The following is a 16,479-nucleotide window of genomic DNA, read 5'->3' on the forward strand; positions in this document are numbered from 1 at the left end:
GTTTCAATATCGCTATTGGAACGCTCTATCATGCCGTCTCGAAGATTTGCCCCGCTGGCGGGAATCGCCCTGGGTTTGCTGGTGGACCCGGCCTACGCCGAAGACACCGCCCCCGTTGAACTGGAAGCCACCCGCATCACCAGCGAGGCGTACGAATCAGCCACCGGCCCGGTCAAGGGCTATCGCGCCACCCGCTCCGCCAGCGCCACAAAAACCGACACCGCCTTGCGGGATATCCCACAATCCATCAGCGTGATTCCCGCTTCGGTACTCAACGACCTGGGCAGCACCAACGTCGAGCGTGCCCTTGAGTTTGCCGGCGGCGTGTCCAAACAGAACAACTTCGGCGGCCTGACGCTCTACGAATACAGCGTTCGCGGCTTCACCACGTTAGAGTTTTACGTGAACGGTTTCAGCGCCAACCGCGGTTACCCGAGCACGCCGGACGCGGCGAATATCGAGCGCATCGAGGTGCTCAAAGGCCCCGCCGCCAGCCTGTATGGCCGTGGTGACCCAGGCGGCACGGTGAATATCGTCAGCAAAAAGCCGCAGCCCGAGGCCTTCACCACACTGCAGACCAGCGCCGGCAGTTGGGACCGCTACCGCACCGCGCTGGACGTGAACACGCCGCTGGACAGCGAGGGCAACGTGTTATCGCGGGTCAACCTGGCGGTGGAAGACAACCACAGCTTCCGCAACCACGTTGAGGCCAAACGGGTCTTCGTCGCGCCCTCCATCAGTTGGCAACTGGACCCGGACACACACCTGCTGGTGGAAAGTGAATTCGTGCGTCACCGCTCCACTTTCGACCGCGGCATCGTCGCGCCCAACAACCGCTGGAGCGGCGTCTCCCGCTCGACCTTTCTCGGCGAGCCCGACGACGGCGATATCCGCAACCACAACAACCGCCTGCAAGCCAGCCTCGAACATCACCTCAACGATGCCTGGCAACTGCGCCTGGCCAGCCATTACAAACAAGGCAGCCTGTGGGGCAACGCCTCGGAAAACCGCGCGCTGGATGCCGATGGCCACACCCTCAGCCGCCGCTACCGCGAGCGCTCCACCGGTTGGCATGACAGCATTACCCAGCTCGAACTGCGCGGTCGGTTCGACATCGGCAGTTGGCAGCACGAATTGCTGATCGGCACCGAGTACGAGGTCTACCGCAAGAAAGAACGGGTGACCGCCATCGCCGGCGGCGATTACGCCATCGACATCTATGACCCGGTCTATGGCCAGCCCAAACCGAACGGCAAGCGCTCCGGCACTGACTTTTTCGAACAGGTGAAAAGCCAGGCGCTGAACCTGCAGGACCAGATCATCTTCACCGACCGCCTGCGCGGGATGATCGGCGCGCGGTTCGAACACTTCGAGCAACACACCGACGACTTCAGCCGCAACCATGCCAAAAGCCGGCAGACCCACGACGCCCTGACCCAACGCGCCGGCTTGCTCTACCAACTGACGCCTGAAGTGGGCCTGTTCGCCAACGCCTCCACCTCGTTCAAACCCAACAATGGCCTGGACGCCGGCGGCAAATCCTTCAAGCCGGAAGAAGGCGTGGGGTATGAAATAGGGATCAAGAGCGAGCTGTTCGACGACCGCCTGAGCACCACCCTCGCCGCCTTCCATATCGAGAAAGAAAATGTCCTGGCCCTGGACCCGGCTACCGACACACAGCGCGCCATGGGCAAGGCCCGCAGCCAGGGTTTTGACCTGCAACTGACCGGCCAGGTGACTGACGCCGTACGGGTGATCGGCGCCTTTGCCTACATCGACGCCGAAGTGACCAAAGGCGACAAAGCCATCCCCACCGGCAGCCGGATTCTCGGCGTAGCCAAACGTAGCGGCAGCTTGCTCGGGGTGTATGAATTCCAGGACGGCCTGTTGCGTGGCTCCGACCTCGGCGCGGCCTTTACCTACGTCGGCGACCGCTCCGGCGAAGCCGGCAAAAGCTTTGAATTACCGGCCTACCACACCGTCGATTTACTGGCCCATTACAAGGCCAGCGACAACGTCACCGTGGGCCTGAACCTCAACAACCTGTTCGATGAAAAGTACTACGAGCGCTCCTACAGCAACTACTGGGTCAATCCCGGCGAGCCGCGCAACTTCACCGTCAGCCTGACCCTCAACCTGTAAAAGGACGTCACCATGCAAGCCTTCAAATCCCTGGCCGTGCTCGGCCTGCTGTTTGCCACCCAAGTCTCGGCCCACGGACTGTGGACCGAACAACGGCGCGGCAATATCGAAGTGATCTACGGCCACGGCGCCGAAGACAACGCGTTCAAGGCGCAGAAAATCAGCGGCGCCTGGGCCTACGACGCCAGCGGCAAAATGATCCCGGTGACCGTGGAACGTCTGCCCGACCATGCGCGCCTGAAGCCGCTCAAATCGCCGGCTGTACTGGCGGTCGCCCTGGATAACGGGATGTGGTCACAGACGCCTGACAAGAAGTGGATCAACGAGGGCCGCAGCAAGGTGCCGGGGGCGATTGAGTCGACCCAGACCTTCAAGTACAGCCTGGCGATCTACCAGCCGGGGGCGAAGTTGCCGCAGCTGGATCAGATCAAGCTACTGATCTTGCCGGAAGTTGATCCGCTGACGGTCGGCCCGGGTAAATCACTGCCGGTACGGGTGCTGCTGGATGGCAAGCCGGCGGCTGGGGTCAAGCTGATCGGAGACTATCGCAACGCACCGAACACCCTGAGCACCGAGACCGATAAAGACGGTCGCGCCCGGGTGCTGGTGAGAAATGAAGGATTGAATGTGATTGCGGCGCAGGTGGAAATCCAGCTCAAAGACAATGCTGATGTCGCGACTCGCGGACTGTTCAGTTCCCTGACTTTCCTGGGCGAGCCGCATCACGAGTAACCCCGCAAATTCAAAGTGGGCACAGTCAATGTGGGAGCGGGCTTGCTCGCGAAGGCGGTGTGTCAGTCGCCATCTTCATTAACTGACCCACCGTCTTCGCGAGCAAGCCCGCTCCCACATTTAGTCCTCACTCGGCTTGATTACAGTGCAACCGGCGCTCTTTCCAGTTCCCTGAGCTTTCAGGGCGAGCCGCATCACGAGTAACCCCGCAAATCCAGAGTGGGCACAGTCAATGTGGGAGCGGGCTTGCTCGCGAAGGCGGTGTTTCAGTCGCTATCTTCATTAACTGACCCACCGTCTTCGCGAGCAAGCCCGCTCCCACATTTAGTCCTCACTCGGCTTGATTACAGTGCAACCGGCGCTCTTTCCAGTTCCCTGACTTTCCTGGGCGAGCCGCATCACGAGTAACCCCGCAAATCCAAAGTGGGCACAGTCAATGTGGGAGCGGGCTTGCTCGCGAAAGCGGTGTGTCAGTCGCCATCTTCATTAACTGACCCACCGCCTTCGCGAGCAAGCCCGCTCCCACATTTAGTCCTCACTCGGCTTGATTACAGTGCAACCGGCGCTCTTTCCAGTTCCCTGAGCTTTCAGGGCGAGCCGCATCACGAGTAACCCCGCAAATCCAGAGTGGGCACAGTCAATGTGGGAGCGGGCTTGCTCGCGAAAGCGGTGTTTCAGTCGCTATCTTCATTAACTGACCCACCGTCTTCGCGAGCAAGCCCGCTCCCACATTCAGGCCTCACTCGGCTTGATTACAGTGCGACCGGCGCTCTTTCACACAGGGTATTGAGCGCCGCCGCCCACTGCGGGTCATCATTCAGGCACGGCACCAACACCAACTCTTCGCCCCCCGCTTCGCGGAATTGCTCCAGGCCGCGATCACCAATTTCCTCCAGTGTCTCGATGCAGTCCGCAACAAACGCCGGGCACATCACCAGCAGCTTCTTCACGCCCTGCTGAGCCAACGCTTCAAGGCGTGCCTCGGTGTACGGTTCGATCCACTTGGCCCGGCCCAGCCGCGACTGGAACGCCACCGACCATTTGCCATCCGGCAAGCCAAGGCGCTCGGCAAAATCCCGCGCAACGCTGAAACACTGCGCGCGATAGCACGTGGCAAGCACCTCGGGAGAGGCGTTCTGGCAGCAGTTGGCGTCCTTGAAGCAGTGTTGCCCGGTAGGGTCGAGCTTTTTCAGGTGGCGCTCGGGCAACCCATGAAAGCTCAGCAGGAGGTGATCGAAATCCTCTTCCACATAGGCTCTGGCGCTGTTGGCCAAGGCGTCCAGGTACTCCGGTTCATCGTAGAACGGCTGCAGAATCGAAAACTCGATCGCCAGCTTTTTGTGCCGCACCACGCGCCGGGCCTCTTCGATTACCGTGGTCACGGTGCTGTCGGCAAACTGCGGGTACAACGGCGCCAGGGTCACTTTCTGGATGCCTTGGGACGCCAGCCGGGTCAGTACGCTTTCAATCGACGGCTCGCCATAGCGCATGGCCAACTCCACCGGCCCCTGGGTCCACTGTGCAGTCATCTGTTGTTGCAAGCGACGGCTAAGAACTACCAGCGGCGAGCCTTCGTCCCACCAGATCGAGGCGTAGGCATGGGCCGATTGCTCCGGGCGCTTGATCAGGATCAGCGACACCAGCAAACGCCGAACCGGCCATGGCAGGTCAATGACGTAAGGGTCCATCAGGAACTGATTGAGGTAGCTGCGCACATCCGCCACCGAAGTGGACGCCGGTGAACCCAGGTTGACCAGTAACAACGCGTGATCCGTCATGCAACATCCTATCTCTAGAGGCGGCTGGACAAGTCGTCCAGGGCCGCATGCAACTCAGTGAACTGGAAAGTGAAACCGGCCGCCAACAGCCGCTGCGGCAAAGCCCGCTGGCCACCCAGCAACAAACCGGACAACTCGCCCAGGCCGATGCGCAAGGCAAACGCCGGCATGGGCATGAACGCCGGGCGGTGCAGCACCTTGCCCAGGGTCTTGGCGAACTCCAGGTTGCGTACCGGGTGTGGCGCGCAGGCATTATAAGGACCGCTGGCATCGGTCTTGTGCAGAAGAAAATCAATCAGGGCGATTTGATCCTTTATATGGACCCATGGCATCCACTGCCGACCATTGCCGATAGGCCCGCCCAGCGCCAGTTTGAACGGCAGCAACAGCCGCGACAAAAAGCCGCCCTCCGCCGCCAGCACCAGCCCGGTACGCACCAGCACCACGCGGATGCCCAATGCCTCGGCACGCTGGGCGGTTTCTTCCCAGGCAATGGATAACTGGCTGCCGAAATCGTCCTGCACCGGGCCGCTGTCTTCGGTCAGCTCGCGCTCACCGCCGTCGCCGTACCAGCCCACCGCGGAACCGGAGATCAACACCGCCGGTTTGTGCTCAAGGCCCTCAAGCCAGGCCAGCAGCGTTTCGGTGAGGCCGATACGGCTGCTCCACAACAGCGCCTTGCGTTTATGCGTCCAGGGCCGGTCGGCAATCGGCGCGCCGGCCAGATTGACCACCGCGTCCACCGCCTCGTTTATGTCCTGCAGGCGGGCGACGCCACGCACCTGGGCGCCGCACAATTTAGCCACTTGTTCGGGATGGCGGCTCCAGACCGTGAGGCGATGGCCCTGGGCAAGCCAGTATTGGCAAAGTTGACGGCCGATCAAACCGGTACCGCCGGTCAGCAAAATGTGCATGAGTTGTTCCTCGTGTAACGTTCGCCGACCACCGTTAGTCTATTTTATAAACAGGGATGTTTTAATCGGGCGCAACGCTGGTTAAACCTTCAGGTTTAACCATAGGTCACGCCAAACGATCAGGTACGCCAAAACTTATACCAAAAAACAATATTGTACAGCTATTGGTGTCGGCGTAGTCTGTACCCAACGGTAAAACGAGGCCTCCCATGACTGTTCCCATCGCGATCATTGGCACCGGCATCGCCGGTCTCTCCGCCGCCCGAGCGTTGAAAGACGCGGGGCACGTTGTACAACTCTTCGATAAAAGCCGCGGCAGTGGCGGTCGCATGTCCAGCAAGCGCAGCGATGCGGGATCGCTGGACATGGGCGCACAGTACTTCACCGCCCGCGACCGGCGCTTCGTCAACGAGGTGCAACGCTGGCAGGCCAATGGTTGCGCCGAGCAATGGAAGCCACAGCTGTACAACTTCAAGTCCGGCCAACTGACGCCCTCCCCCGATGAACAGATCCGCTGGGTCGGCACGCCGCGCATGAGTGCGATCACCCGCGCCCTGCTCGATGACTTGCCGGTGCAGTTCGGTTGCCGCATCACCGAGGTGTTCCAGGGTAAACATCACTGGAACCTGCTGGACGCCGACGGCGAAAGCCACGGCCCGTTCAGCCACGTGATCATCGCCACCCCGGCGCCCCAGGCCACTGCCTTGCTGGCCGCTGCGCCCAAGCTGGCGAGTGTCGCCGCCGGGGTCAAGATGGACCCGACCTGGGCCATTGCCCTGGCCTTCGACAAGCCGCTGGATACGCCCATGGAAGGCTGCTTCGTCCAGGACAGCCCGCTGGACTGGCTGGCGCGCAACCGCAGCAAACCGGGGCGCGACACCACCCTCGACACCTGGGTTTTGCACGCCACCAGCACCTGGAGCAAGCAACACCTGGACCTGTCCAAGGAAGCCGTGATCGAACACCTGCACGGCGCCTTCGCCGAACTGCTGCACAGCGCCATGCCGGCGCCTTCCTTCACCCTCGCCCACCGCTGGCTGTACGCGCGGCCGTCCACCAGCCATGAATTTGGCGTGCTGGCCGACGCCGACCTGGGCCTGTATGTATGTGGCGACTGGTGCCTGTCAGGCCGCGTGGAAGGTGCGTGGCTCAGCGGCCAGGAGGCGGCGCGGCGGTTGATCGAGCACCTGCGATGAACCGCATCAATCCCGCCAGGCTGCTGCTGTCGAAGTGGACAGCAGCCCGCCCGCAGCACAAGGAAAAACATTTTCTGGTGACCAAACTGCTGCGTGATGACGAAGGCGATGTGCAGGAAATCGAGCTGGAAGCCGTGATGAGCCATCGCGTGCAGCGCCTGGCCTGGCAAACCCTGCAGAACGCCGAAGACTGGAAAATCGGCTGGAAATAGCCATTGCGCAAATACTTGTACAAATTATTTGACTTGTACAGCTTCAAACCTATGATGAGATTAAGTTGTACAGAAATTTAACTCTGTACAGGAATTTCATCGAGGTTTGGCCATGTCCAGCACCCTGCCCGCCACCGGCAAACCGAAAATCGCCATCAGCGCCTGCCTGTTGGGCGAGAACGTGCGCTTCAACGGCGGGCATAAACAATCCCAGCTGTGTAGCCAGACCCTGGCCGATTATTTCGACTTCGTGCCGCTGTGTCCTGAAGTCGCCATTGGCCTGGGCATTCCCCGCGAGCCGATTCGCCTGGTGGGCGACCCGCTCAATCCACAGGCCGTTGGCACCGTAAACCGCGAACTTAACGTGACCCAGCCGCTGGACGATTACGGCCAGCAAATGGCTGCTGAACACACCGACCTATGCGGTTACATCTTCATGCAGAAATCCCCGTCCTGCGGCCTGGAGCGGGTAAAGGTCTATCAGGACAACGGCATGCCCATCGACGGCGGCGGGCGCGGCATCTACGCCCAGGCGTTTTGTGCACGCCACCCCAATCTGCCGGTGGAAGAAGACGGTCGGCTGAATGACCCGGTGCTGCGGGAAAACTTCCTGACCCGGGTGTTCGTCTACGCCACCTGGCAGCAACTGCTCGCCGAAGGCCTGACCCGTCATCGCCTGCTGGAATTTCACTCGCGCTACAAATACCTGCTGATGGCCCACAGCCCGGTGCATTACAAAAGCCTCGGCAACCTGCTGGGCAGCATGCCCAGGGACGTCGACCTGGGCGCCTTGGCCGCCGGCTACTTCAGCGAACTGATGAGCGCCCTGACCCAGTGCGCCACACGCGGCACCCACACCAACGTGCTGCAACACATCAGCGGCTACCTCAAGCAAGCCATCAGCGCCGAAGACAAACAGGAAATGCAGACCATCATCAGCCAATACCGCCAGGGCATCGTGCCGCTGGTGGTACCGCTGACGCTGCTCAAGCACCACTTTCGCCAGCATCCGGACCGCTATATCGCGCAGCAGGCCTACCTGCAACCGCACCCGGAAAACCTCAGCCTGCGTAATGCGATTTAACCTATGACTTTTCCCCTGCAAGAACCTGGCGAAGACATCGCCGAGGCCATCGAACAAGGCTGGCTGCCGATCCGCGAAGTGGCGCGCCAGACCGGCGTCAACGCCGTGACCTTGCGCGCCTGGGAGCGGCGCTACGGGCTGATCGTGCCCCAGCGCACGCCCAAGGGGCACCGCCTGTTCAGTGCCGAGCACGTGCAACGCATCCATACCATCCTGACCTGGCTCAACCGCGGTGTGCCGGTCAGCCAGGTCAAGAGCCTGATCGACACCGCGCAAGCCACCAGCGAGCCGCCGGTGGAAAACGAATGGCACAACCGCCGCCAGCACCTTGTGCAGGCCATCAGCGAACTGGCCGAGCGCCGGGTGGATGATGCCTTCAACCAGGCCATGGCGCTGTACCCGCCGCGCACCTTGTGCGAGCAACTGTTATTGCCGTTGCTCAAGGAGCTCGAACTGCGCTGGCAAGGCCAGTTCGGCGCGCAGATGGAACGGGTATTTTTCTATTCCTGGCTGCGCAGCAAATTCGGTGCGCGGATGTATCACAACAACCGCCAGCTCAACGGCGCCCCCCTGCTGCTGATCAACCATTCCGACCTGCCGCTGGAGCCGCACCTGTGGCTCACCGCCTGGCTCGCCAGCAGCGCCGATTGCCCGGTGGAAGTTTTCGACTGGCCATTGCCGGCAGGCGAACTGGCCCTGGCCGTCGAGCATCTGCAACCCCGCGCGGTACTGCTGTATTCGAGCAAGGCACTCCATACCTCGGTGCTGGGCAAACTGTTGAGCGGCTTCAGTTGCCCAAAACTGATAACCGGACCAACGGTATGCATCCACCAGGCGGAGCTGTCCGTATTAACCCAAGAGATTCCTGAATTGCTCCTGGCCGAAGACCCGTTGTCGGCCCATCAGGTACTGATCCAGCGTGGACTTATTTAAATGCACTTGATCTGGCTGCGCACCGACCTGCGCCTACATGACAACACCGCCCTCGCCGCCGCCGCACAGCGTGGCCCGACAGCGGCCGTCTACCTGATCAGCCCCGGGCAATGGCTGGCCCACGATGACGCGCCGTGCAAGGTCGATTTCTGGCTGCGCAACCTGCAGCGCTTGAGCTCAGCGCTGGGCGAGTTGAACATTCCGTTATTGATCCGCCATGCCGACACTTGGGATCAAGCACCTGAAGTTTTGGCAGGCCTGTGCCAGGAACTGTCGGTGGAGTCGGTGCACGTCAATGACGAATACGGCATCCACGAAGAGCGCCGCGACGCCGCCGTGGCCAAGGCCCTCGAAGCTCAAGGCATCACGTTCCACACCTATCTGGACCAGTTGTTTTTCCAGCCCGGCAGCGTGCTGACCAAGACCGGCACCTACTTCCAGGTGTTCAGCCAGTTCCGCAAGGTCTGCTACAGCCGCCTGCATGGCGCCTTGCCGCGTTTGGTCGCCACTCCCAAGGCGCAGGCGCCGCTCAAACTCAAAAGCGACGAGGTTCCGGATCACGTCGAGGGCTTCGCTACCCCGAGCGAAGCCTTGCGCGCCCTGTGGCCTGCCGGCGAAGCCGAAGCCCGGCGCCGTCTCGACCAGTTCGCCGACGCACAAATCAGCTACTACAAGGACGAACGCGACTTCCCGGCCAAGCCCGGTACCAGCCAGCTTTCGGCCTACCTTGCAGCGGGCGTGGTTTCACCGCGCCAGTGCCTGCATGCCGCGCTGCAAAGCAACCAGGGTGAATTCGAAAGCGGCGACATCGGCGCGATTACCTGGATCAACGAGCTGCTGTGGCGCGAGTTCTACAAACATATTCTGGTGGGCTACCCACGGGTCTCGCGCCACCGCGCATTCCGCCCGGAGACCGAAGCCGTGGCCTGGCGTAACAGCCCGGAAGACTTGAAAGCGTGGCAGGAAGCACGCACCGGCCTGCCGATCATCGACGCCGCCATGCGCCAGCTGCTGGAAACCGGCTGGATGCACAATCGCCTGCGCATGGTGGTGGCAATGTTCCTGACCAAAAACCTGCTGATCGACTGGCGCGAAGGCGAGCGCTTTTTCATGCGTCACCTGATCGACGGCGACCTGGCAGCCAACAACGGTGGCTGGCAGTGGAGCTCGTCCACCGGCACCGACTCGGCCCCGTACTTCCGGATTTTCAGCCCCTTGAGCCAATCGGAAAAATTCGACGGCGAAGGTGTGTTTATCAAGCACTGGCTGCCACAGTTGTCGGCGCTGAACAAAAAGGAAGTGCACAACCCCGACGCCGTGGGCGGCCTGTTTGGTGTGGCAGACTATCCTCGTCCTATCGTCGATTTGAAAAAATCCCGCGAGCGCGCCCTCGCCGCTTTCCGCAGCCTGCCTTCACGCCAGGCGGTCGGAGGTGCTTATGAGTGATTTCCTGCGCCGCTTCGCCCAGGTGTTCGCCAGTGTGGACAAGCACAACCTGCACCTGCTCGACGGCCTGTACAGCCAGGACATCAGTTTCACCGACCCACTGCACGAGGTGCACGGGCTACCGGCGTTGCACCGCTACTTCGCCGAGCTGTACGACAACGTCACTCAGTTGCGCTTTGACTTCCATGGCTTTGATCAAGTAGCGGAAGGCGAAGGCTATCTGCGCTGGACAATGAGCTTCTGCCACCCGCGCCTGGCCAAGGGCGAAGTGATTCGTGTGGAAGGCTGCTCGCACCTGCTGTGGCGCGACAAGGTGTATCGCCACCGGGACTATTTTGACGCTGGACAGTTGCTGTATGAACACGTGCCGGTCCTTGGCGGTGTGGTCAGCTGGCTGAAAAGGAGAATGGGATGAGCGTTAACCTTCCACGTCGTTACTGGTTGACCGGTGCCAGCAGTGGCATCGGTGCCGAACTGGCCAAGACGCTGCTCGAAAGCGGTGCCCATGTGGCCCTCAGTTCCCGCTCCAAGGCGCCCCTGGAACAGCTTGCCCAGCAATATCCCGGGCAAGTGCTGGTGGTGGCCGGCGACCTGACCAACAGCCAGACCGTACGCGAGATCGGTGAACACATCGCGGTGGCCTGGGGTTCGCTGGATACGGTGATCCTGAATGCCGGCACCTGCGAATACGTGGATGCCAGGCAATTCGACGCCTCGATCATCGAGCACGTGGTGCGCACCAACCTGCTGGCCAGCAGTTACTGCATCGAGGCCGCGCTGCCGCTGTTGCGTGCCGGTCATACACCGCACCTGGTCGGTGTGGCCAGTGCGGTGACCTACCTGCCGATGCCCAGGGCGGAAGCCTATGGTGCGTCGAAGGCCGGCCTGCGTTACCTGTTCGAGTCCCTGCGTATCGACCTGTCGCCTGAAGGGATCGACGTCACCGTGGTCAGCCCGGGGTTTGTCGACACGCCGCTGACCGCCCGCAATGACTTCCCGATGCCCTTGAGCTGGCCGGCGGACAAGGCCGCGCGACATATCTTCGCCAAGCTGCAGAACCGCCCATTGGAAATTGCCTTCCCTGCCCTGTTTATTGCCGCCTTGTGGCCACTGTCGAAACTGCCGAACCGCGTCCAGTTGATCATTGGCAAACGCATGCTGCGCAGCCCGCCGCCGAGAAAGGACGACCTGTGAAGATCGCCATTATCGGCAGCGGCATTGCCGGGCTGACCAGCGCCTACCTGCTCAGTCGCCGCCACGACATCACCCTGTTCGAAGCGGGCGACCGCATCGGCGGGCACACCCATACGGTGAATGTCACGGTGGAAGGCAAAAGCCATGCGGTGGACACCGGCTTTATCGTGTTCAACGACTGGACCTATCCCAACTTCATCAAGCTGCTGGGGCAAATTGGCGTGACGTACAAACCCACCGAGATGAGCTTTTCGGTGTGCGACCCGAACGCCGGGTTCGAGTACAACGGCAACAATCTCAACAGCCTGTTTGCCCAGCGCCGGAATATTCTGTCGCCGGGGTTCTGGGGCATGTTGCGCGATATCCTGCGCTTCAACCGCCAGGCGCCCCTGGACCTGCAAGAGCAACGCATCAGCGCCGAGATGACCCTGGGCGAGTACCTGCAAGCGGGCGGCTACGGCCAGCGATTTATCCAGCACTACATCGTGCCGATGGGCGCGGCGATCTGGTCGATGTCCCTGGCTGACATGCTCGGGTTTCCCCTGCAATTCTTCGTGCGGTTCTTCAAGAACCATGGCTTGTTGTCGGTGAGCAACCGGCCGCAGTGGTGCGTGATCGAAGGCGGTTCCAGCCGCTATATCGAACCGCTGACCCAGTCCTTCCGCGAAAATATCCGCCTCAATTGCCCGGTCACCCGGGTTGAGCGCTCAGCCATCGGCGCAGTTATCCACAGCGCCGCCGGCAGCGAGGCATTCGACAAGGTGGTGTTCGCCTGCCACAGCGACCAGGCCCTGGCGTTGCTGGGGGATGCGAGCCTGGCCGAGCAACAGATCCTTGGCGCCCTGCCCTACGCCGACAATGACGTCGTCCTGCACACCGATACCCGTCTGCTGCCCGAGCGCAAACTGGCCTGGGCCAGCTGGAATTACCGCCTGGATGGCCGCGCGCAAAAACAGGCGGCGGTGACCTACGACATGAACATCCTGCAAGGCATCGACAGCACCACCACCTTTTGCGTGAGCCTCAACCAAACGGCGCTGATCAACCCGCTCAAAGTCCTCGCCCGCTACACCTACGCCCACCCGCAATACAGCCTGGCCGCCGTGGCCGCCCAAGCGCGCTGGGAAGAACTGCACGGCGCGCAGCACACCTATTATTGCGGCGCCTACTGGGCCAACGGTTTCCACGAAGACGGCGTGGTCAGCGCATTGCGCGTGGCCAAGGCGTTCGGGGAAATCCTGTGAACAGCGCCCTGTACAGTGGCTGGATCGCCCATCGGCGGTTTACGCCAAAGGGCCATGCCTTCCGCTACCGGATCGGCCTGCTGTACCTGGACCTCAGCGAACAGGACGAAGTGTTCGGCTTGTCGCCATTGGCGGGTGAGCGCTGGGCGCCGTTCGCGTTTCGCCAGCAGGATTACCTGCGTGAATTGACCCGTCACGGCATGAGTTTGACCGATGCCGTGCGCCAAGAAGTCGGCAAGGCCCTGGGGCGCATCCCCTCGGGCGTTATCTGCCTGCTGACCCAGGCCCGCAGTTGGGGCCTGGCCTTTAACCCGGTGAGTTTCTTCTACTGCTTCGAGGCCGACGGAACGCTGGCCGCGATCCTTTGTGAAGTGACCAACACCCCGTGGCGCGAGCGCTATCACTACGTGCTGCCGGCCCAGGCGCTGCCTGCCGGTGAGCATCAGCACTTCGCCGTGGCCAAGGCGTTTCATGTGTCGCCGTTCTTGCCCCGGGACCTGGAATACCGCATGAGCTTCAGCCCGCCCGCCGCCAGGCTCGGCGTGCATATGGCCGACTGGCAGGGCGAACTGAAAGTCTTTGACGCCACCTTGAGCCTGCAACGCGAAGCCCTGAACCGCGCCAGCCTGCACCGCTACCTGTGGCGCTTCCCGTGGATGACCGCCAAGACCTGCCTGGCCATTTATTGGCAGGCCTTGCGCCTCTTGCTTAAACGCACGCCGATTTTTTCCCATCACGCCGCCGAAGGCGCTTCTCGCACCGCAGTCGGATACACCAAGGATCGCCGCCATGAAATCCCCTAGCTTATCGGTCAAATCCAACCGCTTGAACGTCAACGGCATGACCGCCGCGCTGCTGCGCAAAGCCGTGCTGCGCCAGCTCGGCCAACTGCGCCACGGCCAGTTGGTGGTGATCGAGGACGGCGAACGGCAAGTCTTCGGCGCACGGGAAGCGCACCTGCTGGGGGAGATCCAGATCCTCGATTCAGCCGTGTGGGGGCTGGTGGCGGCCAACGGCTCCATCGGCGCCGGCGAGGCATTTATCCATGGTTACTGGAGCAGCCCGGACCTGACCGCCGTGGTACGGGTGATGGTCAGCAACCTCGACGTGCTGGATGCGCTGGAAGGTGGCCTGGCCAAACTGGCGCGGCCCTTCACCCAGGGCCTGCACTGGCTCAACCGCAATACGCGCAAGGGCTCGCAGAAAAACATCGCCGCCCACTACGACCTGGGCAACGACCTGTTCGAGGAATTCCTCGACCCGACCATGATGTATTCGGCCGCGCAGTTCCTCACCGCCGATGACACACTGGAACAGGCACAACTGAACAAGCTGGAACGCATCTGCCAGAAGCTCGCGCTGAAACCGTCCGACCACCTGCTGGAAATCGGCACCGGCTGGGGCAGCATGGCGATTTATGCCGCGCAGCAGTACGGCTGCAAGGTCACCACTACGACCCTGTCCAAAGAGCAGTTTGCCTACACTGAAAAACGCATCGAGGCCCTGGGTTTGCAGAATCAGGTGACGTTGCTGCTGGAGGACTACCGCGACCTGACCGGGCAGTACGACAAGCTGGTGTCGATCGAGATGATCGAAGCCGTGGGCCACCGCTTCCTGCCGACCTATTTCAAACAGTGCGCGCAGTTGCTCAAGAGCAACGGCCTGATGTTGCTGCAAGCGATCACCATTCGCGAGCAGCGCTACGAACAAGCCAAGAGCAGCGTGGATTTTATCCAGCGCTATATCTTCCCCGGCGGCGCCCTGCCCTGTGTACAGAAGATGCTGGAGGTCGTCAGCCGCGACACTGACATGAACCTGCTGCACATGGAGGACTTCGGCCTGCACTACGCGCGAACCCTGCGCCTGTGGCATGAGAACTTTCGTCGCGCCCACAGCCGCCTGACGGAAATGGGCTACGACGAATACTTCCTGCGGCTGTGGGAGTTTTACCTGTGCTACTGCGAAGGCGGCTTTATGGAGCGCACCATCGGCACCGCGCAGATGCTGCTGGCCAAGCCGGCGGCGCTGACCCAGCCACTGCTCGGGCGCTTTGATGCTTAAACCACTGGCAAATGCCGTGCTGTTCCAGTGCGGCTGGTTTGCCTGTGTGCTGGGCGGCGACAGTCTGTGGCTGTTGGTGGGGTTGGCGGTGCTGGTAATCCACCTGCTGTGGATAAGTTCGTGGTCAGCGGAAGGCCAGGTGATTGTTGCCGTCACCTTGTTGGGCACCGTGATCGACACCGTGCTACGTGCATTCGGCGTGTTTCATTTCAGCCTGCCCGGGCTGTTGGCGCCATTGTGGCTGATCCTGTTGTGGGCATTGCTGGCGACCACGCTGCGCCATTGCCTGGCCTGGAGCGCGCAGCCCTGGTGGCTTGCGAGTTTGTTGGGGGCGGTGGGTGGGCCGCTGTCCTATTACGCGGGCAGCCAACTGGCGGGGGTGAGTTTCGGCTATGGCACCGTGCCGACCGTCATCGGCCTGGCGTTACTCTGGGGGATGATTTTTCCGTTGTTGCATTGGGTCGCCAGGCAGTTGGCGCATTGACGTCCGTCAGGCCTTTCACACACCTATGAGCCGCTTGCCTTACACTGCGCGCCTATGACCAACATCCCCCATACCCAAATCGCCGAACCTGCCGTCACCTGCTCCACCTGCGCCGCGTGCTGCTGCCAGCTGGAAGTCATGCTGATCACTGATACCGGCGTGCCCGATCGCTTTATCGATACCGACGATTGGGGCGGCGAAGTCATGCTACGCCTGGATGACGGCTGGTGCGCGGCGCTGGACCGCGACACGATGATGTGCACGATTTACGAGAAGCGGCCGCTGATCTGCCGGGAATTCGAGATGGGCGCGCCGGAGTGCATCGATGAGCGCCAGGGGATTGCGACGGTGTATCGCTGATTTCGGAACCAATGAGTAGCCAATGTGGGAGCGGGCTTGCTCGCGAAAGCGGTGTGTCAGTCAACTGATTCGTGGCTGATATACCGCTTTCGCGAGCAAGCCCGCTCCCACAATGGTTTTGCAGTGTGCTTAAAAAACTACAACGGCAGCGTGTAGTGCAGCGAATAACTCTCTACACCATCATTATTGCTGCTGATCCCGGCATTGGAGTAATGGGTGGCCCGAATCCCCACTTCACTGCCACCGACAAAGCGCAAGCCAAAGCCCAGCCGGTCTTCAAACTGGAAAGCCTGGCCGATATTGTTGTCTTCTACCCGCGTGCGGGAGAACACGGCCACACCCACGCCGGCCTCGATGTACGGCTTCACCCTCTCCCCGGCAAACTCATACACAAACACGGGTGAGAACGACAGGCTGCTGACGCTGGCCCGCTTGTCACCGTCCCAGTAGGTGTAGGCGCCGCTCCAGTACCCGGTCACGCGCCCCGTATCGGTCTGCCACCAGCTTTTATCCCAGTCCGAGGTCAGCCCCAACCGATAGGTCATGGTCGAATCGCTCGTACTTCCCACCCCAAGTTCCAGGCCTGCCGCCTGTGCGGAAAAAGAGTGCCCCAACATTGCGGCCGCAATCGCAGCCAAACAGAACAAGCGCTTCATAGAGAAACATCCCTTCCGAACGAAGTTGTATGATTTTGTACCG

General features: G+C 61.4%; 17 protein-coding genes. 14 read left to right on the plus strand and 3 right to left on the minus strand.

The window, feature by feature from the left end; translation table 11 throughout:
- Window positions 1–30 precede the first annotated feature (30 nt).
- Together HYE77_RS28970 and HYE77_RS28975 are read left to right on the plus strand one after the other, a co-directional pair.
- Entirely contained in the window at window positions 31–2,142 is a 2,112-nt protein-coding gene (locus HYE77_RS28970) for a TonB-dependent siderophore receptor (RefSeq protein WP_177070169.1), read from the plus strand.
- Between the two features lie 12 nt (window positions 2,143–2,154).
- On the plus strand, window positions 2,155–2,874 hold the full coding sequence (locus HYE77_RS28975) for a DUF4198 domain-containing protein (RefSeq protein ID WP_177068003.1): 720 nt from the start codon (window positions 2,155–2,157) through the stop codon (window positions 2,872–2,874).
- A 752-nt stretch (window positions 2,875–3,626) separates the two neighbouring features.
- Here the strand turns inward: HYE77_RS28975 and hemH are convergent.
- Both hemH and HYE77_RS28985 read right to left on the minus strand, forming a co-directional pair.
- A complete protein-coding gene (gene hemH, locus HYE77_RS28980) occupies window positions 3,627–4,652 on the minus strand; it encodes a ferrochelatase (RefSeq protein WP_134325751.1) in 1,026 nt (341 codons plus the stop codon).
- A gap of 14 nt (window positions 4,653–4,666) precedes the next feature.
- Window positions 4,667–5,566 carry a TIGR01777 family oxidoreductase gene (locus tag HYE77_RS28985; protein WP_003208436.1) on the minus strand — a complete coding sequence of 300 codons (900 nt, stop codon included), beginning with the start codon at window positions 5,564–5,566 and terminating at the stop codon, window positions 4,667–4,669.
- A gap of 209 nt (window positions 5,567–5,775) precedes the next feature.
- Between HYE77_RS28985 and HYE77_RS28990 the strand changes: the two genes are divergently transcribed.
- From HYE77_RS28990 to HYE77_RS29045, 12 genes are all read left to right on the plus strand, one after another.
- Window positions 5,776–6,762 carry an NAD(P)/FAD-dependent oxidoreductase gene (locus HYE77_RS28990; RefSeq protein WP_003208434.1) on the plus strand — a complete coding sequence of 329 codons (987 nt, stop codon included), beginning with the start codon at window positions 5,776–5,778 and terminating at the stop codon, window positions 6,760–6,762.
- Window positions 6,759–6,974, plus strand: a complete 216-nt coding sequence (locus HYE77_RS28995; RefSeq protein ID WP_177070171.1) for a TIGR02450 family Trp-rich protein — start codon at window positions 6,759–6,761, stop codon at window positions 6,972–6,974. Before HYE77_RS28990 ends, HYE77_RS28995 begins: the two co-directional genes overlap by 4 nt.
- Before the next feature lie 112 nt (window positions 6,975–7,086).
- Window positions 7,087–8,058: a DUF523 and DUF1722 domain-containing protein gene (locus HYE77_RS29000; RefSeq protein ID WP_008432288.1), complete on the plus strand. Its 972-nt coding sequence runs from the start codon at window positions 7,087–7,089 to the stop codon at window positions 8,056–8,058.
- A 3-nt stretch (window positions 8,059–8,061) separates the two neighbouring features.
- On the plus strand, window positions 8,062–8,991 hold the full coding sequence (locus HYE77_RS29005; RefSeq protein WP_177070173.1) for a MerR family transcriptional regulator: 930 nt from the start codon (window positions 8,062–8,064) through the stop codon (window positions 8,989–8,991).
- On the plus strand, window positions 8,992–10,437 hold the full coding sequence (phrB, locus tag HYE77_RS29010; protein ID WP_177070175.1) for a deoxyribodipyrimidine photo-lyase: 1,446 nt from the start codon (window positions 8,992–8,994) through the stop codon (window positions 10,435–10,437).
- Window positions 10,430–10,852, plus strand: coding sequence for a nuclear transport factor 2 family protein (locus HYE77_RS29015; protein ID WP_008432282.1), 423 nt, complete (start codon window positions 10,430–10,432; stop codon window positions 10,850–10,852). The genes phrB and HYE77_RS29015 overlap by 8 nt, the downstream gene beginning before the upstream one ends.
- Entirely contained in the window at window positions 10,849–11,631 is a 783-nt protein-coding gene (locus HYE77_RS29020) for an SDR family oxidoreductase (RefSeq protein WP_177070177.1), read from the plus strand. The genes HYE77_RS29015 and HYE77_RS29020 overlap by 4 nt, the downstream gene beginning before the upstream one ends.
- The gene (locus HYE77_RS29025; RefSeq protein WP_177009579.1) at window positions 11,628–12,875 is read left to right on the plus strand and encodes an FAD-dependent oxidoreductase; all 1,248 of its coding nucleotides are present in this window, start codon (window positions 11,628–11,630) and stop codon (window positions 12,873–12,875) included. Before HYE77_RS29020 ends, HYE77_RS29025 begins: the two co-directional genes overlap by 4 nt.
- Window positions 12,872–13,678: a DUF1365 domain-containing protein gene (locus tag HYE77_RS29030; RefSeq protein ID WP_087693766.1), complete on the plus strand. Its 807-nt coding sequence runs from the start codon at window positions 12,872–12,874 to the stop codon at window positions 13,676–13,678. Before HYE77_RS29025 ends, HYE77_RS29030 begins: the two co-directional genes overlap by 4 nt.
- Window positions 13,665–14,936, plus strand: a complete 1,272-nt coding sequence (locus HYE77_RS29035) for a cyclopropane-fatty-acyl-phospholipid synthase family protein (RefSeq protein ID WP_087693767.1) — start codon at window positions 13,665–13,667, stop codon at window positions 14,934–14,936. Before HYE77_RS29030 ends, HYE77_RS29035 begins: the two co-directional genes overlap by 14 nt.
- Window positions 14,929–15,420 carry a DUF2878 domain-containing protein gene (locus tag HYE77_RS29040; protein ID WP_177070180.1) on the plus strand — a complete coding sequence of 164 codons (492 nt, stop codon included), beginning with the start codon at window positions 14,929–14,931 and terminating at the stop codon, window positions 15,418–15,420. The genes HYE77_RS29035 and HYE77_RS29040 overlap by 8 nt, the downstream gene beginning before the upstream one ends.
- Before the next feature lie 54 nt (window positions 15,421–15,474).
- Window positions 15,475–15,780, plus strand: coding sequence for a YkgJ family cysteine cluster protein (locus HYE77_RS29045; RefSeq protein WP_003208416.1), 306 nt, complete (start codon window positions 15,475–15,477; stop codon window positions 15,778–15,780).
- Window positions 15,781–15,917: 137 nt separating this feature from the next.
- Here HYE77_RS29045 and HYE77_RS29050 read toward each other — a convergent pair whose 3' ends face one another.
- On the minus strand, window positions 15,918–16,436 hold the full coding sequence (locus HYE77_RS29050; protein ID WP_003208415.1) for an acyloxyacyl hydrolase: 519 nt from the start codon (window positions 16,434–16,436) through the stop codon (window positions 15,918–15,920).
- Window positions 16,437–16,479 lie beyond the last annotated feature (43 nt).

The sequence above is a fragment of the Pseudomonas sp. IPO3774 genome (assembly GCF_013386835.1).
In the GTDB taxonomy this organism is placed as follows: domain Bacteria; phylum Pseudomonadota; class Gammaproteobacteria; order Pseudomonadales; family Pseudomonadaceae; genus Aquipseudomonas.